Here is a 19490-nt window from a genome sequence, read left to right on the forward strand (position 1 = left end):
GGGCGGGACCGCCCGTTTCCGGCTGCGCGGCGACGGCCCCTCAAGCCACCCGGGGTCTAACTACGCGTCACGTACACCTGGTAGTCGCCGGCGGACGTGATCCCGCCCACGGTCACCCGCACGCCCGCGGACTTGTCGCGGAAGACCTCGCCGGACTGGTACGCCGCGTCGGACAACTCCGCGTGCACGTTGGGCTGTCGCGTGCACCCGCCGCTGTCCGGTGTCGCGTCCTCGACCTTGACCGGGCCCTGGCCCGTGTCCACGTCCGCGTCGACCTTGTAGACGAGGACCCCGGACCGGCACACCGCCTCGTCGTTGCCCCCCTGCGTACGGACCTCGATCGCGTACCCCGTCTTCCGGGTCAGCGGCACGAACACCAGCTTCGACCTGCCGTCGTCGCGGGCCAGCGGCGACAGCCGGTACTCGGTCGTGCCGGGCTGCGCGGCGCAGCCGACCTGGCTGTCGTCGAGCCACCCGAGCTTCCACTTGTGCCAGCCGAGCAGATCGTTCCCGGCCCCCCAGTCCTCGCTCATGATGTCCCAGTGCCCGGCGGCCCCGCCGCCGTCCTGCGTGTAGAGGTCGGGCAGCCCGAACACGTGCCCGTTCTCGTGCGGCAGCACCCGGTACCCGGTCTCGGCGTACGAGCCCGACCCGTCGTCCTGACGGGAGTACACGAACGACGCGTTGGACAGCGGCACCCCGTCGGCGACCGGCGCCTCGTGGTTGCCCGCGAACGTCACCGACAGCACGGTGTCCAGCGCGGAGGGCCCCGCGTTCGGCGTGACCAGGATGTTCACCAGGTCGTACCGGCGGAAGTCCACCTCGGGGTCGGCCGCCGCCGCGATGTCGTCGGCGAGCTCGCGGTAGCCGGGGTCGAAGGGGGCGCCGCGGTCTATCCCGTACGCGGTGAACGGCTTGGGCATCCGCAGCCAGTGGTCGACCGGGGCCTCGGGAACGTAGTCGAGCTTTCCGTACGAGCCGGTGGCGAACCAGTCCTGGGTCTGAGGGAAGAACTCGCCGAGCCGGTCCTTCGCGGAGCCCTGCCCCGGCGCGTCGGGGAAGTCGACCATGAGGTTGAGGGCCCGCACGGTCCCGGTGGAGCGGGCGTAGCCGGCGGCGGTGGGCAGGCCCTCCGACATCTGGACGCCGAACGAGCCGCGGATCATGCAGGGGGCGAGGGAGGTCGTGCGCGAGACGGCGACGGGACCCGCCGCGGTCGTCGAGTCGTCGAGGAGCCTGCCGGTGCTCGCGGTCATCGTCACGGCGAGCGCCACCGCCGTGCTCGCGGCGAGCAGCGCCCCACGGCGGCCCCTGCGTATCCGACGCACTGCTCGCATCCGCACCGCCTCACGCTCGGGTCCCTTTCGATCACCCTGGGTCGGGGCGTGGCGGGCCGCTCGCTGGGTGCGCCGATCGTGGGTTTCCGAGGTCAGAGGTGTGTGAGGCAGGTCACATGAGGCGCGGGAAATAACCGGGGACGCTCTCCCCGTTTAGACCCGTGTCCGCACGAACCGGGGACCAGCTCCCCACTTCACCCGAAGCCCGTGCACTCAGACCCGTGAAGACGAAGACCCGTGAAGGAGGCCGCCGTGACCACCGCGACCGAGAAGCCGCAGCGCCGCGCCCCCCGCCCGCGGGCCGACGCGGTACGCAACAGGGAGCGGATCGTCGACGCCGCGCGCGAACTGCTCGTGGAGCACGGTCCCGTCCTGCCGCTCGACGAGGTCGCGCGCCGTGCCGGCGTCGGCAACGCCACGCTGTACCGGAACTTCAAGGACCGCGGCGAGCTGATGCACCACGTGGTCATCACGGTCACCGACACCATCACCGAGCACGCGGAGCGGGGGCTCGCCGCCGAGGAAGCCGGCGAGACGACCGCGTTCGGCGCACTGCGGACGTTCGTGCACGCCGCCGCAGAGGAGCGGATCGGCGCCCTGTGCCCGATGCTCAATGCCACCTTCGACAAGGACCACCCGGATCTGACCGCCGCCGGCGACCGCCTCACGGGCGCCGTCGAGCAGCTCATCGAACGGGCCCGTACATCCGGTGACCTGCGCTCCGACGTCGGCGTCGGAGACCTGATGGTCGCCCTCTCCCAGCTCACCCGACCGCTGCCCGGCACCGGCTGTCTGGGCTTCGACCGGTACGTCCACCGTCATCTGCAGCTGTTTCTCGACGGCCTGATGGCACCCGCCCGCTCGGAACTCCCGGGCGAGCCCGCGACCTTGGAGGACCTCCGCCAGGACTGACGTCCGCGCGCCTCTCCACCTCTTCGTAGAACCTGGTCTCTTCGTAGAGCCCCAGTCTCTTCGCAGAACCACAGTCGCCACGCGACACCCAGCTTCGTACCAACCCGATTTCTCACGCTTATTCACGACTTGGAGTCCCGCTGTGGGTACCCCCTTGCCGGAAACGGCACCCGATTCGCGCCGCTGGAAGGCACTCGCCTTCATCGCGCTCGCCCAGTTGATGGTGGTCCTCGACGCCACCATCGTGAACATCGCCCTGCCCGCCGCGCAGCAGGACCTCGGCATCTCCGACGGCAACAAGCAGTGGGTCATCACCGCCTACGCGCTCGCCTTTGGAGGCCTGCTCCTGTTCGGCGGGCGCATCGCGGACCTGTGGGGCCGCAAGCGCACCTTCGTCACCGGCCTGATCGGCTTCGCCCTCGCCTCGGCGCTCGGCGGAGCGGCCGGCGGCGAGGCCATGATGTTCGGCGCCCGCGCACTTCAGGGCCTGTTCGGCGCACTGCTCGCGCCCGCCGCCCTGTCCCTGCTCGCCGTCATGTTCACCGACGCCAAGGAGCGCGCCAAGGCGTTCGGCATCTACGGTGCGATCGCCGGTGGCGGTGGCGCCGTCGGCCTGATCCTCGGCGGCTTCCTCACCGAGTACCTGAACTGGCGCTGGACGTTCTTCGTGAACATCCCGTTCGCGATCATCGCCGCGCTCGGCGCGTACTTCGTCATCCGTGAGCCGGCCGGCACACGCAACCGCTCGCCGCTCGACATCCCCGGCGTGCTGCTGTCCACGCTCGGCCTGGTCTCGCTCGTCTACGGCTTCACGCGCGCCGAGACCAACGGCTGGTCCGACGCGACCACCGTCGGCATGTTCGTCGCCGCGGCCGTGCTGCTGCTCGCCTTCGTCGCCGTCGAGGCCCGCGTGAAGCACCCGCTGCTGCCGCTGCGCGTCGTCGCCGACCGCAACCGCGGCGGTGTCTACGCCTCGCTCGGCCTCGCGATCATCGCGATGTTCGGCCTGTTCCTCTTCCTGACCTACTACCTCCAGGTCGTGAAGGGCTTCTCGCCGGTCAAGACCGGCTTCGCGTTCCTGCCGATGATCGCGGGCATGATCACGGGCTCCACGCAGATCGGCGCCCGCCTGATGACGCGGGTCCGCCCGCGCCTGCTGATGGGCCCCGGCTTCCTGCTGGCGGCGCTCGGCATGCTGATCCTGACGCAGCTGTCCGTCGACTCCTCGTACGTCGGCCTGATCCTCCCGGCCCAGCTCCTGCTCGGCCTCGGCATGGGTACGGCGTTCATGCCCGCCATGTCGCTCGCCACGATCGGCGTCGAGCCCCGGGACGCGGGTGTCGCCTCCGCGATGGTCAACACCTCGCAGCAGGTCGGCGGCGCCATCGGCACGGCCCTGCTGAACACGATCGCGGCCTCGGCCACCACCGCGTACATCGCGGACCACGCGGCCGGTGCGACCAACCAGCGGCTGCTTCAGGCGCAGGCCATGGTGAGCGGCTACACCCACGCCATCTGGTGGGCCGTCGGCATCCTGGCCGTCGCGTCCCTGATCGCCTTCACGCTCGTCAACACCGGCGCCCCGGGCGCGGGTTCGGCCTCGGCCTCCGGTGACACGGAGGGTGCGGAGGACGAGGTGCTGGTGCCGGTGGTCGCGCACTGACCTCGTAGAACCCCAAAAAGGGGGGCTAGCGGAGCCAGGGGAGGTCCGCCCCGGCCTCCTTCGGCTGAAGTCCCTCGGCGACGATCATCATGATCTCGCCGAGGGACTTCTGCTGTTCGGGGGTGAGCCGCGCGAAGAGGGCCTGGCGGACGGTCTCGACGTGCCCCGGCGCGGTCCTCTCCAGGACCTTCAGGCCGTCGTCCGTGAGGATCGCGAACTGCCCGCGCTTGTCGGAGGGGCAGTCCTCGCGCCGCACCCACCCGCTCTTCTCCAGCCGCGCGATCGCGTGCGAGAGCCGGGAGCGGGTGATCTTCGTTTCCCGCGCCAGCTCGGTCATCCGCAGCCGGCGCCGGGGCGCCTCGCTCAGCTTCACCAGGAGTCCGAAGTAGACGTGCGGCATCTTCGCGTCGCGCTGGAGTTGCCGGTCGAGGTGGTCCTCCAGGAGCGTGGTGGCATGGAGGTACGCGCGCCAGGTGCGCTGCTCGTCCTCGCTGAGCCAGGTGGTGGCCTCCGCGTCATTGCTGCCTGTGCCCGTGTGCTGCTGCTCCATGGTTCCCATCGTAGTCCTCCTTCTTGAAGATTAAACAAAGAAGGCTTACTTTTGTGGGTAGCCAAAGCTTGAAACTTCAAGGAGGTCGTCGTGAACCGGATGCCTGCGCTCTACCTCTCCCACGGTGCGCCGCCGCTCGCCGACGACGCCCTGTGGCCGGGCCAGCTCGCCGAGTGGTCGGCCGATCTCCCGCGCCCCAGGGCGATCCTGATGATCTCCGCGCACTGGGAGAACGCGCCGCTGGCCCTCGGCGCCACCGAGACCATGCCGCTCGTGTACGACTTCTGGGGCTTCCCCGAGCACTACTACGAGGTGACGTACGCGGCGCCGGGCGCGCCCGAACTCGCGGATTCCGTACGGAAGTTGCTGAGCGGCCCCGGCATCCCGGTCCAGGACGTGCCGGACCGCGGGCTCGACCACGGCGCGTACGTCCCGCTCGTCGAGATGTACCCGGACGCCGACATCCCCATCCTCCAGATCTCGATGCCGACGCTCGACCCGGCCCGGCTCATGGACATCGGCCGCCGCCTCGCGCCGCTGCGCGACGAGGGCGTGCTGATCGTCGGCTCCGGCTTCTTCACGCACAACCTCGCGGCGCTGCGGCAGGGCGGGATCCCGGCATGGTCGTCGGAGTTCGACGACTGGGGGCACCGGGCGCTCGAGGCGGGCGACGTGGACGCGCTGCTCGACTTCACGCGGAAGTCCCCGGCGGGCACGCTGGCGCATCCGCGTACCGAGCACTTCGCCCCGCTGTTCGTGGCGATGGGCGCGGCGGATGCCTTCGGCGATCTTGAGGGGGCGGGGCAGCGGAGCGTGATCGACGGGTTCTGGATGGGGCTGGCGAAGCGGTCGGTTCAGTTCGGCGGCTAGAGGGCCTTCTCGTACCAGGCCACGTCCCAGTACTCCCCGAACTTCCGCCCCACCTCCTCGTACGTCCCCACATGGCGGACGCCGAAGCGGGCGTGCAGCCGGGCCGACGCCTCGTTCGGCTGCGCGATGCCCGCGTACGCGCGGTGGATGTCCTGCGCGGCGAGGGCCTCGAAGAGGGCCTTGTAGAGCTGCGTGCCGACGCCGCGGCCGCCCGCGTCGGGCGCGAGGTAGATCGTGACCTCCACCGAGGTGTCGTACGCGGCTTTCGGGCGGAAACTGCTGGCGGTGGCGTAGCCGAGGATCCGTTTCGAGGTCGTCTCAGTGGCAACCAGTAGCGGATGTCGTTCGTCTTCAAGGTGGGAGAGCAGCCAAGGACGTCGCTCTTCGGGAGTGAAGACGGCGGTGTCGAATGTGATCGGCGTCTCACGTACATAGTGGTTGTAGAGGTCCGTGAGGGCCTTGAGGTCGCCCTCGACTCCCGGCCTGACCTGCACCTCTGTGGACTCGGACACCATCCTGACTCCCCTCTTCGCGCGTTGTGGCGCGACAGGGTACTGCATGATCAGAAAAAAGATGGGCGGCTTGGGAATTCTGTCCGGATTCCAGTCGTTGATTCCATCGGATGCAGGGCACCCGTAAGGCCCCTCAGGGGGCGTACAGCCGACCTACCACCGCAAGGGAGCACGCATGGCAACCCGTGCCGTAGCCCGTCGTAAGTCCGCCGCGTCCGGCGAGACTGATGCGGCACGCAGTGTTCGCGCCGTAGGCGGGGAGATCGCCGACCGCGACCTGGTCGGCATGTACCTCGACGAGATCGCGCGCACACCGCTGCTCGACGCCGCCAAGGAAGTCGAGCTGTCCCAGACCATCGAGGCGGGCGTCTACGCCCAGCAGATCCTCGACGGCACGGTCTCCGACAGCAAGGCCGCCGTCGAGGCGTCCCGCGAGGAGCTGGAAGCTCTGGTCGCGGCTTCGGAGGACGCGAAGGACATCTTCATCAAGTCGAACCTGCGGCTCGTCGTGGCGGTCGCCCGTCGCTACCCGCGGTCCGGCCTGCCCCTGCTCGACCTGATCCAGGAGGGGAACGCGGGCCTGGTGCGCGCGGTCGAGAAGTTCGACTACCGCAAGGGCTTCAAGTTCTCCACGTACGCGACGTGGTGGATCCGCCAGGCCATCACGCGCTCGATAGCCGACCAGTCCCGCACCATCCGCCTCCCCGTCCACCTGGTCGAGGAGCTGGGCCGGATCCGCCGCGTGCAGCGCGAGTTCAACCGCGAGCACGGCCGCGAGCCGGAGCCCACGGAGATCGCCGCCGAGCTCGGCGCGAAGCCGGAGCGCGTCGTCGACGTCCTGGACTGGGCCCGCGACCCGGTCTCGCTGAACATGTCGGTGGACGACGAGGGCGAGACCCAGTTCGGCGACCTGCTCGAGGACACGTCGGCCGTGTCGCCCGAGCAGTCCGTGCTCACGCTGCTGCGCAGCGAGGAGCTCGACGACCTCATCGGCCGGCTCGACCAGCGCACCGCGTCCATCATCAAGATGCGGTACGGGATCGAGGACGGGCGCGAGCGGACGCTCACGGAGGTCGGCAAGGAGCACGGTCTTACGCGTGAGCGGATCCGTCAGATCGAGAAGCATGCGCTTCTTGAGCTGAAGAAGTTGGCGCGTGACACGGGGTTCGACGCGGCGGCGTGACCGGGTTTTCGTTGCGCCGTAGCGGTGTTGCGGTCTCGGGGCTCTGCCCCGGGCCCCGCGCCTCAATCGCCGGCGGGGCTTGAGTTGGCCAGTCGTGCTCCCAGCTCGCGTACCGCTGTTTTCAGTTCCTCCGGTCCCCGCACCCTGAAGTCGTAGCCCGTCATCGCCAGGCGGATCGCCGTCCAGTGGAGCGGGTCCGTCGAGGTCGTGCGGAGGCGGCACCGGCCGTCCGGGAGGGGTTCCGGGACGCCGACCGCTGCCGGGATGCGCTCCGCGATCGATTCCGCGGGGGCGTCGAACTCCACGTCCAGTTCGTACGCCGCGCCCGCACCCCACGACGACACCGAGCGGCGTACGTACTCCGCCGCGTCCCCCTCCGGCACCTCCCGCGGAGCGAACCGCGCGCCCGTGGCGAACGGGTCCGCGATGCGGTCGACGCGGAACGTGCGCCAGTCCTCGCGATCGATGTCGTACGCGACGAGATACCAGCGGCGGCCCGTCGACACCAGCCGGTGCGGCTCCACCAAGCGGCGCGATTCCGCGGTGTCGCGGGCCCGGTAGCTGAAGCGCAGACGCTCGCTGCCCGCGGCCGCGGAAGCGATCACCGTGAGCGTCTCCGGCGCGATCGTCGCGCCGTCTCCCGAGGTCAGGGGGATGGTGGCCGTCTGGAGCGTGGCCACCCGGTGGCGCAGCCGCGAGGGCAGCACCTGTTCGAGCTTGGCGAGGGCCCGTACCGAGGCCTCCTCGACGCCCTCGACCGCGTGCCCCGCCCCGGCCCGCAGGCCCACCGCGATCGCCACCGCCTCCTCGTCGTCGAGCACGAGCGGCGGCAGCGCCTTGCCCGCGACGAGCCGGTAGCCGCCGTCCGTACCGAGTGTGGCCTGCACGGGATAGCCGAGGTCGCGCAGCCGGTCGATGTCCCTGCGCACGGTGCGGCGCGAGACGCCGAGCCGGTCGGCGAGTTCGCCGCCCGGCCACTCGCGCGGGGTCTGGAGGAGCGACAGAAGTTGGAGGAGCCGGGCCGGGGTGTCCGTCGGGGACGGCGTCATGTTCTCCATGGTTTCAGAATGCCGCCCATCTAGGACACGAACTGACCTAGATGGCTTCTAACTTTCCGGCATGACCTCAACGACGACCTCAACCGCGGAACACACCACCGACCGCCGGCGCTGGTTCGCCCTCGCCATCGTGATGACGGCGGCCTTCATGGACCTCGTCGACGTCACGATCGTCAATGTCGCCCTGCCGACCATCCAGCACGACGAGGGCGCCTCGACCGGGCAGATCCAGTGGATCACCGCCGGTTACGCGCTCGCCTTCGCCGCCCTGCTGATCACGGGCGGCCGGCTCGGCGACATCTTCGGCCGCAAGCGGCTCTTCCTGCTCGGGGTCGGCGGATTCACCCTCGCCTCCGCGCTGTGCGGCTTCGCCGCGAACCCCGAGATGCTGGTCGCCTCGCGGATCCTCCAGGGCGGCATGGCGGCACTGATGGTGCCGCAGGTCCTCTCGATCGTGCACGCGACGTTCCCCGCGCACGAACGCGGAAAGGTCTTCGGCCTGTTCGGCGCGATCGTCGGCATGGGCGCCGTGACCGGGCCACTGCTGGGCGCGCTGCTGACCGAGTGGAACATCTTCGGGCTCGAATGGCGCCCGATCTTCCTCATCAACCTGCCCGTCGGCATCGCCGCCCTGATCCTCGGCTCGCGCGTCATCAGCGAGTCCAAGGCCCCCAAGGCGCTGAAGCTGGACCTCGTCGGCGTCGTCCTCGTCACGCTCGCCATGCTGGCGCTCGTCTACCCGCTCACCCAGGGCCGCGAGAACGGCTGGCCGCTGTGGGGCTACGTGATGATGGCGGCGTCCGTCGGACTCGTCGGCGTACTCGTCGCGTACGAGCGGGCGAAGACGCGGCGCGACGGTTCACCGCTGATCGAGCTGTCGCTGTTCAAGGTGAAGAGCTTCGCGGCCGGCATCGCCGTGCAGACCGTCTTCGGCCTCGTCATGGGCATCTTCTTCCTGACCTGGACGCTCTACATGCAACTCGGCCTCGGCTGGAGCGCGTTGCGGGCGGGCCTGACCGGGGTGCCGTTCTCGATCGCGGTCTCGGTCGCGGCCGGGATCTCCGTGCAGAAGCTGGTACCGCGGTTCGGGCGGAAGGTGTTGCAGGCCGGCGCGCTCACGATGGCCGTCGGCGTCCTGATCTACGTATACGAGTCCGGGCACTACGGGCTCGGCATCGCCTCCTGGCAGATGGCGCTGCCGCTGGTCGTGATGGGGCTCGGCATGGGCCTGATCGTCGCGCCGCTGACCGACGCGGTGCTCTCCGAGGTGCCGCGCGAGCACGCGGGTTCGGCGTCCGGGCTCATCAACACGGTGATGCAGATGGGCAACGCGCTCGGCCTCAGCCTGGTCTCCGTCGTCTTCTTCAACGTGGTGGAGGACAAGCTCGCGGCGGGGGTGGGGAACCTGGCGTTCGTGGACGGGTTCCGGGGTGCGCTGGTGTGGGTGGCGGGGATCCTGGCGGGGATCTTCGTGCTGATGTTCGCGCTTCCGAAGGCCTCGGGCGGTACCGGTGAGGTCGTTTCGGGGGACGTGGAGGACGCGGCGGTGGAGCGGGAGCCGGAGCCGGCGCGCGAGTTGGTGTGACGCCGCGGGTCTCTGCCCCGGACCCCGCGCCTCAATCGCCGGCGGGGCTTATATAAGGGCTGACCTGGTCCAGGGCCTCCAGGACCTGTGCCGGGTTGCCGCCGGGAGCAACCGCCCCGCCGATCCGCTCGCGGACCGCTGAGCGCACCTTGGGCCAGGAGCGCAGGCCCACCGGGTGGAACTCCGCGTCCGGCATCTGGTCGACGAACTTCCACAGCTTCCGCTGCGAACGGTCGGCCCGCAGCTCGTCGGAGGCCGTCACGGTCACCGGCAGCGTGGCCTGCGCGCCGCCGTACGTCTTCGCGGAGCCGGTGCCGAACAGGAACGTCAGGAACTTCCCGGCCTCCTCCACATGGCCGCCGCTCCTGAACGCCATCATCCAGTCGTTGAGCCCCACCGGGGGCGCCGCCTCGTTCCCCTCCTTGAGCGGGAACGGGGCGTGCGCGTACGGCAGTCGGGCCTTGTCCGCGGCGCCGAGCAGCACCGGGTGGGCGATGAGCATGCCGACCCTCCCACGGAGGAACTGGGCGTACGCCTGCGTCCTGGTGAGCTCGCCCGGGGCGGCGCCCGCGAGGCCGGGTCCGACCAGTTCGTCGCGCAGCCAGGTCAGCGTCGCCTTGTTCTCGGCGGAGCCGAAGTCGTACCCGCCGAGATCCGCGTAACCGCCGCCGCCCGAGAGCAGCCACGCGAGCAGTTCGTCCTCCGCGGCCTCGGGGCCGAACTGCAGGGCGTACGGGGTGGGGATCCCGATGGCCTTCAACGCCTGTGCTGCGGCGCGGAGTTCGGCCCAGGAGCGGGGCGGGCCCGCGAGCCCGGCCCGCTCGAAGAGGCCCGTGTTGTAGAAGAGGCGCGGGGTGCTGGCGAGGATCGGAATGCCGTACTGCCCGGAGTCGACCCGGCCCGCGTCGGCGAACGAGCGGATGAAGTTCGCCTGCGTCGGTACGTCGAAGAGGCGCTCCGCCGGGTAGAGCAGGTGGTCCTCGGCGTACGGGGCGAAGAGGTGGCCCTGCGCGACGTCGGGGGCGCGGCCGTCCTTGACGCGGCGGGCGAGGACGGCGTCGATCTTCAGGAACGGGACGCGCTCCACCTCGACGTGGATGTCCGGGTGCTTCTTCTCGAAGGCCCGCACGACGTCGTCCCACTGGTCGCCGATGGAGGCGCCGACGCTCTTGTCGTAGCTGGCCACGAGGAGGCCGAGCGTGACCTTGCCGCCGTCGGCGCTCCCGTCGCCCGAACCGCAGCCGGTCAGGGCCAGGGCGCCCGCCGCCCCTGCTCCGGCCAGGCCCGTCGTCCTCAGAAAGTGCCGCCGCCGCACTGCTCTCGCCTCGCTCCGCTCGCCATGACCCCTGCTTGGCATGATCATTACTCGGTGGTGGCAGATTGTGCCACAGAGACATACCATGCACGCATGGCAGGTATGGCAGGTGCTGTGATGACGAGCCCGACCCTCACGGAGCGACGCAAGGCCGCCACGCGCCTGGACATCGCCCGTGCCGCGGCCGAACTGTTCACGCGGGACGGCCTGCGGGCCACGCGCGCCGAGGACATCGCGCGGGCGGCGGGCGTCGCGCCGCGCACCTTCTACCGCTACTTCGCGACCAAGGAAGAGTCGGTCGCACCGCTCCTCGACGCCGGGGCCCACCAGTGGGCGGAAGCGGTCCGCGTGGCGCCCGCCGACCTGCCGGTCCCCGCCGCGCTGCGGCACGCGGTCGAGCGCGCGCTCTCCGGGGACGACGAGGCCACGCTCCTCTGGGTCCGCGCCCTGCTCCGCCTCACCGACGAGAGCCCGGCGCTGCGCGCGGTGTGGGCCGACACCTGCCGCGTCTCGGAGTCGACCCTGCTCACGGTGCTGGCGGACCGCACGGGCGAAACGGGCGCCCCGGACCTGCGCCTGCGCCTGCTCGCCGGGCTGGCGACCACGGCGGTACGGGTGGCAGTGGAGACGTGGGCGCGCTCGGACGCCCCGCCCACGGGCCCGGGGGGCCCGGCAGCACTGGCACTGGAGTGCCTGACCCGGTCGGGCCTTCCGGCGATAGAGGCGGGGGCACTTCAAGCCCCGCTCTTGGACGAGAGCCCGCGGGGTCCGGGGCGGAGCCCCGATCTTTCCAGCCCCGCCGGCGATTGAGGCGCGGGGTCCGGGGCGGAGCCCCGAGTCGTAGGCCACGGGGGCCGCAACCAAAAAGGGAGCCGAACATGAACAACCTCACCGGCAAGACGATCCTGGTCACCGGCGGAGCCCGCGGCATAGGCGCCGACATCGCCCGCCTCGCCATCACCGCCGGCGCCGCCATCGTCATCGGCGACGTACTCGACGACGAAGGCGAGGCCCTCGCCACCGAACTCGGCGCCAAGGCCCGCTACACCCACCTCGACGTCACGTCGGAGGACGAGTGGCAGGCCGCGCTCGCCTACGCCACCGCCGAGTTCGGCGGCATCGACGGCCTGGTCAACAACGCCGGGATCTCCACCGGCATGCCCTTCGAGACGGAGAGCGTGGAACGCTTCCGCCAGGTCCTCGACGTCAACCTCGTCGGAGTCTTCGCGGGCATGAAGACCGTCGTCCCCGCGATGAAGGAGGCCGGCGGCGGCTCCATCGTCAACATCTCCTCCGCGGCCGGACTGATGGGCCTCGCGCTCACCTCCTCGTACGGCGCCTCGAAGTGGGGCGTGCGCGGGCTCACCAAGATCGCGGCGGTCGAGCAGGGCACCGCGCGGATCCGCGTGAACTCCGTACACCCCGGCATGACGTACACCCCGATGACCGCGCAGGTCGGCATCCAGCAGGGCGAGGGGAACTACCCGAACACCCCGATGGGCCGCGTCGGCGAGGCCGGCGAGATCGCGAAGGCGGTGGTGTTCCTGCTGTCGGACGACTCCTCGTACGTGACGGGCGCGGAGCTGGCCGTGGACGGCGGCTGGACCACGGGTCCGACGGTGAAGTACGTGATGGGGCAGTAGCCCCCGCAGTCCGCACAGGGCCCGGCCCTCCTCGCTGGAGGGCCGGGCCCTGTGGTGTGTACGCATCGGAACGGATGCCCGTTTGTGTCTGCCGGATGCCCGAACCTGTTTACTTTCTGGAAATGCGGCCGTAGCCTCACATCAGAGCCACAGATTCGGGCACGCTCGCAGAAGAGGACACAGGTAACCGGACATGTACGCACCCGAGCGCCAGCAGGAGATCCTCCGCCTCGCCCGCGACGGCGGACGGGTCGACGTGCTGTCGCTGGCCGAGGAGTTCCAGGTCACCGCCGAGACTATCCGGCGCGACCTGAAGGCCCTCGACCGTGCGGGCCTCGTCCGGCGCGTGCACGGCGGCGCCATCCCGGCCGGCCGCCTCGACTTCGAACCCGACCTCGCCGAGCGCGAGGGCACCGCGGCCGACGAGAAGGACCGCATCGCCCACGCCGCGCTCGCCGAGCTGCCGGCCGAGGGCAGCGTGATCCTGGACGCCGGATCGACGGTTTCGCGGCTGGCGACCGCGTTGCCGCTGGAGTCCGAACTGACCGTGGTCACCCACTCGTTGCCCACCGCGGCCCGGCTCGCCGACCACCCCGGCATCCAGCTCCACCTCGTCGGCGGCCGCATCCGGCACCGCACCCGCGCCGCCGTCGACGCCTGGTCGCTGCGCGCGTACGGGGAGATCCGCGCGGACGTCCTCTTCCTCGCGGCCAACGGCTTCTCCGCCGAGGCCGGACTCACCACGCCCGACCTCGCAGAGGCGTCCGTGAAGCGGGCGACCGTCGCCGCGGCCCGTCGCGTCGTGCTGCTCGCCGACTCCGGCAAGTGGGGCCAGGAGCACTTCGCCCGGTTCGGCGACCTCGCGGACGTTGACCTGCTGATCACGGACACCGGCCTCGCCCCCGAGGACGCGGCGGCGATCGAGGCGGGCGGCACGGAGGTGCTCCGCGTATGACCCCAAGAACCAGCACCGACCCCGTCAGTACCGGCCCCACCAGCACCATTCGTACGCAAGCAGTGCAAGCAACGGAAGCGGCGACCCCGGCATGATCCTCACCGTCACCCCCAACCCCTCCCTCGACCGCACCTACGAGGTCCCCGGCCTCGACCGCGGCGAGGTCGTCCGCGCGAGCGGCGAGCGCATGGATCCGGGCGGCAAGGGAGTCAACGTGTCACGGGCCGTGGCCGCCGCCGGAGCCCCCACGCTGGCCGTCCTCCCGCTGGGCGGCGCACCGGGCGCCCTGGTCGCCGAACTCCTCGACGGACAGGGCATCAAGGTCGCCCCGGTCCCGGTCGAGGGCCACACCCGCTCGAACATCGCACTCGCGGAAGCGGACGGCACCCTCACGAAGATCAACGCCCCGGGCCCCGAACTGACCGCGGCAGAAGCCGAGTTGCTCCTGACGGTCGTAGGGGAGCGGTCGGCGGGCGCCGACTGGATCGCCTGCTGCGGCAGCCTGCCGCGCGGCCTGGAGCCGTCCTGGTACGCGGCGTTGGTGGCCCGCGCGCACGCCGCGGGCGCCCGCATCGCGCTCGACACCTCGGGTCCCGCGCTCCTCGCGGCGCTCCGTGAACGCCCGGACGTCGTGAAGCCCAACGCCGAGGAGCTCGCGGAGGCTGTCGGCCGCCCGCTCGCCACGGTCGGCGACGCGGTCAAGGCGGCGGAGGAACTACGGGAGTTGGGCGCGGTCGCCGTGCTCGCCTCGCTCGGCGCGGACGGCCAGATCCTGGTCGACGCGAGCGGCGCCTGGTTCGCCTCGGCCCCCGTCGACGCGGTGCGCAGCAACGTCGGGGCCGGCGACTCCTCCCTCGCCGGCTTCCTGATCGCGGGCGGCGAGGGCCCGAAGGCACTGGCCTCGGCGGTCGCCCACGGCGCGGCGGCGGTCCAGCTGCCGGGCAGCGCGATGCCGACGCCGCGGGACCTCCGCCCGGACGCGGTGGAACTGACGGCAGAGGTCCCGGTGGACCGCCCCTTGAAGGAGCCCACGCGATGACGCCGTCCACACCCGCACACCACCGAAAAACCACCCCAGTAGCCACCGGTGTGGTCGCCCCACCACCCACCCCACCCATGCGTAGGCAAAGGAGCCCGCGATGACGGAGATGATCACCGCGGACCTGGTCGACCTCGACCTGTCCGCCGGAACGAAGGAAGCGGCGGCCAGGTCGCTGGCCGAACGCATGGTGGCCCTCGGCAGGGTCACCGACCTCGACGGCTTCCTCGCCGACGTCGCGGCCCGCGAGGCCCAGATGCCGACCGGCCTGGACGGCGGCATCGGCATCCCGCACTGCCGCAGCGAGCACGTCACCGAGCCGACGCTCGCCTTCGGCCGCAGCGCCGAGGGCATCGACTTCGGCGCCCCGGACGGCCCCGCCGACCTGATCTTCCTGATCGCGGCCCCGGCGGGCGCGGACGACGCCCACCTCACGATCCTCTCCTCGCTGGCCCGCCAGCTGATGGACGAGGACTTCAAGTCGGCCCTGCGCGCGGCGACCGACGCCGGGGCAGCGGCGGCGCTGATACGCGGCGACGAGCCGGCCCCGGAACCCGTAGCGGCAGAAGAGGCCGAGTCCCCGGCTCCGGAGCCCGTGGAGCCGGAGCAGCCCGCGGCGGCAGAAACGTTCAAGATCGTCGCGGTCACCTCCTGCCCCACCGGCATCGCCCACACCTACATGGCGGCCGAGTCCCTGGAGAACACCGGCCGTGACACCGACGGCGTCGAACTCGTCGTCGAAACGCAGGGCTCCTCCGGCTTCACGCGCCTCGACCCGGCCGTCATCGCGGCCGCCGACGGCGTGATCTTCGCCCACGACGTCCCCGTACGCGAGAAGGAACGCTTCGCCGGAAAGCCTACGGTCGACGTCGGCGTGAAGGCCGGCATCAACCGCCCCGCCGAACTCATCACCGAGGTCCGGGAGAAGGCGGCTCGCGGCGAGACCACGGGCCACGCCGACGCGTCATCCACACCTGTGGACAACTCCGGCGACTCCACGGACGGTTACGGCACAAAGCTCCGCAAGTGGCTGATGTCGGGCGTCAGTTACATGGTGCCGTTCGTGGCGGCGGGGGGTCTGCTGATCGCGCTCGGCTTCGCGATCGGTGGCTACGAGGTCGCCGACGTCAAGGTCCAGACGCTGCTCAACAGCTTCGACTGGGGCTCGACGACCAGCTGGGCCGCGCTCCTCTTCTACACCGGCCAGGCCGCCTTCGCCTTCCTGGTCCCGGTCCTCGCCGGCTACATCGCGTACGGCATGGCGGACCGGCCGGGACTCGTGCCCGGCTTCGTCGCCGGTTCGATCGCGGTGACCACCAACGCGGGCTTCCTCGGCGGCCTGATCGGCGGTCTCATCGCGGGCGCCGTGGTCATGGCGATCCAGAAGGTGAACGTCCCGGCGGTGCTGCGCGGCATCATGCCGGTGGTCGTGATCCCGCTGCTCTCCTCGATCGTCGTCGGCTTCCTGATGTTCGTGGTGATCGGCAAGCCGATCGCCTCGCTGCAGAGCGCTCTGACGGACTGGCTGAACTCCCTGTCCGGTGCCAACGCGATCGTCCTCGGCGTCATCCTCGGCCTGATGATGTGCTTCGACCTGGGCGGCCCGCTCAATAAAGTTGCCTACGCCTTCGCGGTCGGCGGTCTCGCCAACCCCACTGACGGCTCGCTCAAGGTGATGGCCGCGGTGATGGCCGCCGGCATGGTGCCCCCGCTGGCGATGGCGCTCGCCACCACCGTGCGCGGCAAGCTCTTCACCAAGACCGAGAGGGAGAACGGCAAGGCGGCCTGGGTCCTCGGCGCCTCCTTCATCACCGAGGGCGCCATCCCGTTCGCCGCGGCCGACCCGCTGCGAGTGATTCCCGCCTCCATGGCGGGCGGCGCGGTGACCGGCGCCCTGTCGATGGCCTTCGACGCCACGCTGCGCGCCCCGCACGGCGGCATCTTCGTGGTCCCGCTCATCGGCAACGCCTGGCTGTACCTGGTGGCGATCGCTGCCGGTACGTGCGTCACCGCGGCGCTGACCGTCCTGCTCAAGTCGATGCGCAAGCAGCCGGCCGCCGCCGGGCAGCCGGAGGCCGTGCAGGCTCCGTCGCAGACGGTGACCGTCGCCGAGCCCGAGGCGGTGCAGCCCGCGAAGGTGTGAGGCTTGCCGCGGTTGGTGAGATTGGTGCGGTTGGCATGGTTGGCGGGGCGTTAGGAGCCTTGCGAGATACGTCACGGTCCGGGACCAAAGTCCCGGACTGTGGTGTTCACTGGAACGCATGCCTGAGCACGTGTCGATCCTTCAGCAGCTGGGCCTGGCGCTGGTCGCTCTCGCGGCCGTGGCATGGGTGATCGGACTGGCCCGCCTGGCGCGCGCCGTCGCTTTCGGTCCGCCGCGGCCGCGGACGCAGCTGCCGATGGGCGCGCTGCCGACGCAGTCGCGGGCGCCCGCGCTGGAGTCGGTGCCGCTGACGGCCGACGAGCAGGACGCGTTCGCAGGCCTTGTACGGGAGTTCAGCCGCCGGTAGGCCGGGGGGCGCCCTCTCCGGGAGTCCCGGGGAGGGTTACCGCCGGGCCCGTGGGGACGATGCCGCTCGGTGGTCCATTGCGGCCCGCGCCGCCTCCTGCGTCGCGTAGACCTCGCACATGTGCCGGCCGTCCGGCGTCGCCGTGTGCTCGACCTCCCAGAGGCTGAGTTCGCAGCCGTCGTGCAGCAGGAACGCGTGCTCGTACAGCGCGAATCCGTGGCTGACGCGGCAGCCGAAGGCCTGCGTGATCTGGTGCGCGCACGCCTCCCGCAGCAGTCGCGCCGTGCCGGGGCCCGGTCGCGTCGTGACGTCCGGGTTCTCCGCGCGGCGTAACAGACGGCGCGCGTGGTCGACGGAGCGCTCCGGGTCGCCGGCGCCGAAGGCGTGGCGCATCGGCGGGGCCGGGGGGAGCTTGACGGGGGTCATGGGGACGTGGAGGTCGAACTCCGGCTCGGCCTCCTGGGGGAGCGGGAGCCGTCCCGTCGCCAGGTGCAGCTCGTCCTCGGACACGTAGACCTCGTGCTGCGGTGTGCCGTCCCGCCCCGTGTTGTGCACGAGTTCCCAGAGGGTGAGCGAGCCGCCGTCGACCAGCAGCCAGTTGTGCCGGTACGTCTCGCGGTGGCGGCCGCCGCTGTGGTGCGCCGAGTGCAGGGAGCCCGCGTACGCGAGCGCGCCGTCGAGCCGCTCCAGCGTCTCGTCGGGCAGGTCGAAGGAGTTGAGCGCGCGCCCGAGGAGTCGCCCGAGCTGCGCTTCGGGTGACGCGTCCGGCTCGGTGCCGAACCCGACGTTGGGCTCGGAATCATGCGGAACGCTCAAGGCACCTCCCAGTATTGCTTCGTGTCACCTCGTGGGTGCATACCGTAGTCCTTCGCTCGGACATCATGTCCGTGAAATGACAAACGGGGGGCGGGATTTGAGCAACGTGCCTGGACAACGCGTGGGCCGCGCGGCGGGTTCCCGCGCGGCCCGTGTCGGTGAGAGTGCGTGTGTGTCGGTGGGAGTGCCTGTGTGTCAGGCGGCGCTGCCGGCCGTCCACTGGCTCCACGCCATGTTCCAGCCGTTGAGGCCGTTGTCGGGGGCGATCGTCTCGTCGTGCGAGTTCTTCATGACCACGACGTCGCCGACCAGTGAGTTGTCGAAGAACCACTTGGCGGTCGTGTCGCCGCCCGCGCCCTTCACGTCCCGCATGCCGACGCAGCCGTGGCTGGTGCCCTGGGAGCCGAAGATGCCCGGCGAGCTCCAGTAGTTGCCGTGGATGAACGTCCCGGACTGGGACAGGCGCATCGCGTGCGGCACGTCCGCGATGTCGTACTCGCCGCCGAAGCCGACCGTGTCGCCGTTCATGCGCGTCTGCACGAACTTCTCCGAGATCACCATCTGCCCGTTGTACGTCGGGTGTGCGTTGCTTCCGGTCGAGACGGGGACCGTCTTGATCGTCTTGCCGTCGCGGACGACCGTCATCTCCTGCGTGTTCGCGTCGACCGTGGAGACCTGCGAGCGGCCGACGGTGAACGTCACGGTCTTGTCCTGCACGCCGTGCACCCCGTTCGCCCCTTCGACGCCGTCGAGGTCGATCTTCATGGTGACCTTGGAGCCGGCCTTCCAGTACTCCTGGGGCCTGAAGTCCAGGCGCTGCGCGCCGAACCAGTGGCCGACGACCTTCTGGCCGCCGCTGGACGTCACCGTGATGTGCGACTGCACGTCCTTCTTGTTGGTGATCGCCTTGTCGAACGTGAACGAGACCGGCATCCCGACCCCGACCGTCGACCCGTCGTCCGGCGTGTACGTGCCGATGAAGCTGTTGGCGCTGGAGACCGTCGTGAAGATGGAGTTGGCGGCGGCCTTCTGTCCGCTGTCGTCCTTGGCGGACGCGGAGATCCGGTACTTCGTGCCGCGCTCCAGCTGCTCCTTCGGCTTCCACGCCGCGCCGTTCTTCACGATCGTGCCGGGCACGGTCTTGCCGCTCGCCGACTCGGTCATCTTCACGGTGGTCAGCTTGCCGTCGCTGACCTTCACGCCCGTCGCGTTGATCGACGCGCCGGTCGAACCGTCCTTGGCGGAGATGGTGATCTTCGGGGCGTCGTTGTTCTTGTTGTCGGCGGTGGCGTCGCCGCCGCAGGCCGTGAGGGTCAGTGCGCCGACGGCGATGGCCGCGCACACGACGGCTATGTTCTGCCTGCTCACGGTCTGCTCCTTTTTCGTGGATTCTGCTGTTCCGCTGCTTCTCTACCGATGTGAGGGAAGAGCGCGAGGCAGCCGGAGGGGTTCCGTCCGCTTGTTGTGAACGCAGCCACAGGGACAGTTCTGTTACGCGGCGGTGGATCTCTGTTACACGGCGTCGGGCCGGCCCCCGCAGAG

General features: G+C 70.6%; 18 protein-coding genes. 11 read left to right on the top strand and 7 right to left on the bottom strand.

All coding sequences use genetic code 11. The features are described 5' to 3' along the window. Nucleotides 1–56 precede the first annotated feature (56 nt). The gene (locus ACOKM3_RS24025) at nt 57–1337 is read right to left on the bottom strand and encodes a M6 family metalloprotease domain-containing protein (protein ID WP_426903098.1); all 1281 of its coding nucleotides are present in this window, start codon (nt 1335–1337) and stop codon (nt 57–59) included. Nucleotides 1338–1589: 252 nt separating this feature from the next. Between ACOKM3_RS24025 and ACOKM3_RS24030 the strand changes: the two genes are divergently transcribed. Beyond that, nucleotides 1590–2249 (top strand): TetR/AcrR family transcriptional regulator, encoded by a 660-nt coding sequence (locus ACOKM3_RS24030; RefSeq protein WP_426903099.1) that lies wholly within the window; start codon nt 1590–1592, stop codon nt 2247–2249. A gap of 142 nt (nt 2250–2391) precedes the next feature. Next, entirely contained in the window at nt 2392–3912 is a 1521-nt protein-coding gene (locus ACOKM3_RS24035) for an MFS transporter (RefSeq protein ID WP_426903100.1), read from the top strand. A gap of 25 nt (nt 3913–3937) precedes the next feature. Here ACOKM3_RS24035 and ACOKM3_RS24040 read toward each other — a convergent pair whose 3' ends face one another. Further along, entirely contained in the window at nt 3938–4471 is a 534-nt protein-coding gene (locus tag ACOKM3_RS24040) for a MarR family winged helix-turn-helix transcriptional regulator (protein ID WP_426903101.1), read from the bottom strand. A gap of 90 nt (nt 4472–4561) precedes the next feature. On the opposite strand from ACOKM3_RS24040, the gene ACOKM3_RS24045 reads away from it, so the two are divergent. Next, nucleotides 4562–5332 (top strand): dioxygenase family protein, encoded by a 771-nt coding sequence (locus tag ACOKM3_RS24045; RefSeq protein WP_426906882.1) that lies wholly within the window; start codon nt 4562–4564, stop codon nt 5330–5332. On the opposite strand, the gene ACOKM3_RS24050 is transcribed toward ACOKM3_RS24045, so the two are convergent. Next, nucleotides 5329–5847, bottom strand: coding sequence for a GNAT family N-acetyltransferase (locus ACOKM3_RS24050; protein WP_426903102.1), 519 nt, complete (start codon nt 5845–5847; stop codon nt 5329–5331). The genes ACOKM3_RS24045 and ACOKM3_RS24050 overlap by 4 nt on opposite strands. 172 nt (nt 5848–6019) lie before the next feature. Between ACOKM3_RS24050 and ACOKM3_RS24055 the strand changes: the two genes are divergently transcribed. Then, nucleotides 6020–7027, top strand: coding sequence for a sigma-70 family RNA polymerase sigma factor (locus ACOKM3_RS24055; RefSeq protein ID WP_426903103.1), 1008 nt, complete (start codon nt 6020–6022; stop codon nt 7025–7027). 62 nt (nt 7028–7089) lie between these two features. Here the strand turns inward: ACOKM3_RS24055 and ACOKM3_RS24060 are convergent, their stop codons facing one another. Next, nucleotides 7090–8076 carry a helix-turn-helix transcriptional regulator gene (locus ACOKM3_RS24060; protein WP_426906883.1) on the bottom strand — a complete coding sequence of 329 codons (987 nt, stop codon included), beginning with the start codon at nt 8074–8076 and terminating at the stop codon, nt 7090–7092. 70 nt (nt 8077–8146) lie between these two features. On the opposite strand from ACOKM3_RS24060, the gene ACOKM3_RS24065 reads away from it, so the two are divergent. Continuing rightward, entirely contained in the window at nt 8147–9670 is a 1524-nt protein-coding gene (locus ACOKM3_RS24065) for an MFS transporter (RefSeq protein ID WP_426903104.1), read from the top strand. 31 nt (nt 9671–9701) lie between these two features. On the opposite strand, the gene ACOKM3_RS24070 is transcribed toward ACOKM3_RS24065, so the two are convergent. Next, a complete protein-coding gene (locus ACOKM3_RS24070) occupies nt 9702–11027 on the bottom strand; it encodes an extracellular solute-binding protein (protein ID WP_426903105.1) in 1326 nt (441 codons plus the stop codon). 60 nt (nt 11028–11087) lie between these two features. Between ACOKM3_RS24070 and ACOKM3_RS24075 the strand changes: the two genes are divergently transcribed. The 6 genes from ACOKM3_RS24075 (at nt 11088) to ACOKM3_RS24100 (ending at nt 17132) form a co-directional block, all read left to right on the top strand. Then, nucleotides 11088–11795 carry a TetR family transcriptional regulator gene (locus ACOKM3_RS24075; protein ID WP_426906884.1) on the top strand — a complete coding sequence of 236 codons (708 nt, stop codon included), beginning with the start codon at nt 11088–11090 and terminating at the stop codon, nt 11793–11795. Between the two features lie 68 nt (nt 11796–11863). Further along, complete coding sequence (locus tag ACOKM3_RS24080; protein ID WP_426903106.1) at nt 11864–12628, top strand: glucose 1-dehydrogenase; 765 nt, start codon at nt 11864–11866, stop codon at nt 12626–12628. A 193-nt stretch (nt 12629–12821) separates the two neighbouring features. Continuing rightward, on the top strand, nt 12822–13583 hold the full coding sequence (locus ACOKM3_RS24085) for a DeoR/GlpR family DNA-binding transcription regulator (RefSeq protein WP_426903107.1): 762 nt from the start codon (nt 12822–12824) through the stop codon (nt 13581–13583). A gap of 91 nt (nt 13584–13674) precedes the next feature. Further along, nucleotides 13675–14622 (top strand): 1-phosphofructokinase, encoded by a 948-nt coding sequence (pfkB, locus tag ACOKM3_RS24090; protein ID WP_426903108.1) that lies wholly within the window; start codon nt 13675–13677, stop codon nt 14620–14622. A gap of 100 nt (nt 14623–14722) precedes the next feature. Next, entirely contained in the window at nt 14723–16765 is a 2043-nt protein-coding gene (locus tag ACOKM3_RS24095) for a PTS fructose transporter subunit IIABC (RefSeq protein ID WP_426903109.1), read from the top strand. 118 nt (nt 16766–16883) lie between these two features. Further along, nucleotides 16884–17132 (top strand): hypothetical protein, encoded by a 249-nt coding sequence (locus tag ACOKM3_RS24100; RefSeq protein ID WP_426903110.1) that lies wholly within the window; start codon nt 16884–16886, stop codon nt 17130–17132. Nucleotides 17133–17168: 36 nt separating this feature from the next. On the opposite strand, the gene ACOKM3_RS24105 is transcribed toward ACOKM3_RS24100, so the two are convergent. Together ACOKM3_RS24105 and ACOKM3_RS24110 are read right to left on the bottom strand one after the other, a co-directional pair. Continuing rightward, entirely contained in the window at nt 17169–17948 is a 780-nt protein-coding gene (locus tag ACOKM3_RS24105; RefSeq protein ID WP_426903111.1) for a DUF6227 family protein, read from the bottom strand. 195 nt (nt 17949–18143) lie between these two features. Continuing rightward, nucleotides 18144–19316 (bottom strand): L,D-transpeptidase, encoded by a 1173-nt coding sequence (locus ACOKM3_RS24110; protein WP_426903112.1) that lies wholly within the window; start codon nt 19314–19316, stop codon nt 18144–18146. Nucleotides 19317–19490: the final 174 nt, after the last annotated feature.

Source organism: Streptomyces nidicola, from assembly GCF_050106155.1.
In the GTDB taxonomy this organism is placed as follows: Bacteria; Actinomycetota; Actinomycetes; order Streptomycetales; family Streptomycetaceae; genus Streptomyces.

Excerpts from the sequence above, each read along its gene's own strand:
- ACOKM3_RS24025 (WP_426903098.1), bottom strand. The coding sequence starts at position 1,337 with ATGCGAGCAGTGCGTCGGATACGCAGGGGCCGCCGTGGGGCGCTGCTC.
- ACOKM3_RS24040 (WP_426903101.1), bottom strand. The coding sequence starts at position 4,471 with ATGGGAACCATGGAGCAGCAGCACACGGGCACAGGCAGCAATGACGCG.
- ACOKM3_RS24045 (WP_426906882.1), top strand. The coding sequence starts at position 4,562 with ATGCCTGCGCTCTACCTCTCCCACGGTGCGCCGCCGCTCGCCGACGAC.
- ACOKM3_RS24050 (WP_426903102.1), bottom strand. The coding sequence starts at position 5,847 with ATGGTGTCCGAGTCCACAGAGGTGCAGGTCAGGCCGGGAGTCGAGGGC.
- ACOKM3_RS24055 (WP_426903103.1), top strand. The coding sequence starts at position 6,020 with ATGGCAACCCGTGCCGTAGCCCGTCGTAAGTCCGCCGCGTCCGGCGAG.
- ACOKM3_RS24060 (WP_426906883.1), bottom strand. The coding sequence starts at position 8,076 with ATGACGCCGTCCCCGACGGACACCCCGGCCCGGCTCCTCCAACTTCTG.
- ACOKM3_RS24065 (WP_426903104.1), top strand. The coding sequence starts at position 8,147 with ATGACCTCAACGACGACCTCAACCGCGGAACACACCACCGACCGCCGG.
- ACOKM3_RS24070 (WP_426903105.1), bottom strand. The coding sequence starts at position 11,027 with ATGCCAAGCAGGGGTCATGGCGAGCGGAGCGAGGCGAGAGCAGTGCGG.
- ACOKM3_RS24075 (WP_426906884.1), top strand. The coding sequence starts at position 11,088 with ATGGCAGGTGCTGTGATGACGAGCCCGACCCTCACGGAGCGACGCAAG.
- ACOKM3_RS24080 (WP_426903106.1), top strand. The coding sequence starts at position 11,864 with ATGAACAACCTCACCGGCAAGACGATCCTGGTCACCGGCGGAGCCCGC.
- ACOKM3_RS24085 (WP_426903107.1), top strand. The coding sequence starts at position 12,822 with ATGTACGCACCCGAGCGCCAGCAGGAGATCCTCCGCCTCGCCCGCGAC.
- pfkB (WP_426903108.1), top strand. The coding sequence starts at position 13,675 with ATGATCCTCACCGTCACCCCCAACCCCTCCCTCGACCGCACCTACGAG.
- ACOKM3_RS24095 (WP_426903109.1), top strand. The coding sequence starts at position 14,723 with ATGACGGAGATGATCACCGCGGACCTGGTCGACCTCGACCTGTCCGCC.
- ACOKM3_RS24100 (WP_426903110.1), top strand. The coding sequence starts at position 16,884 with ATGCCTGAGCACGTGTCGATCCTTCAGCAGCTGGGCCTGGCGCTGGTC.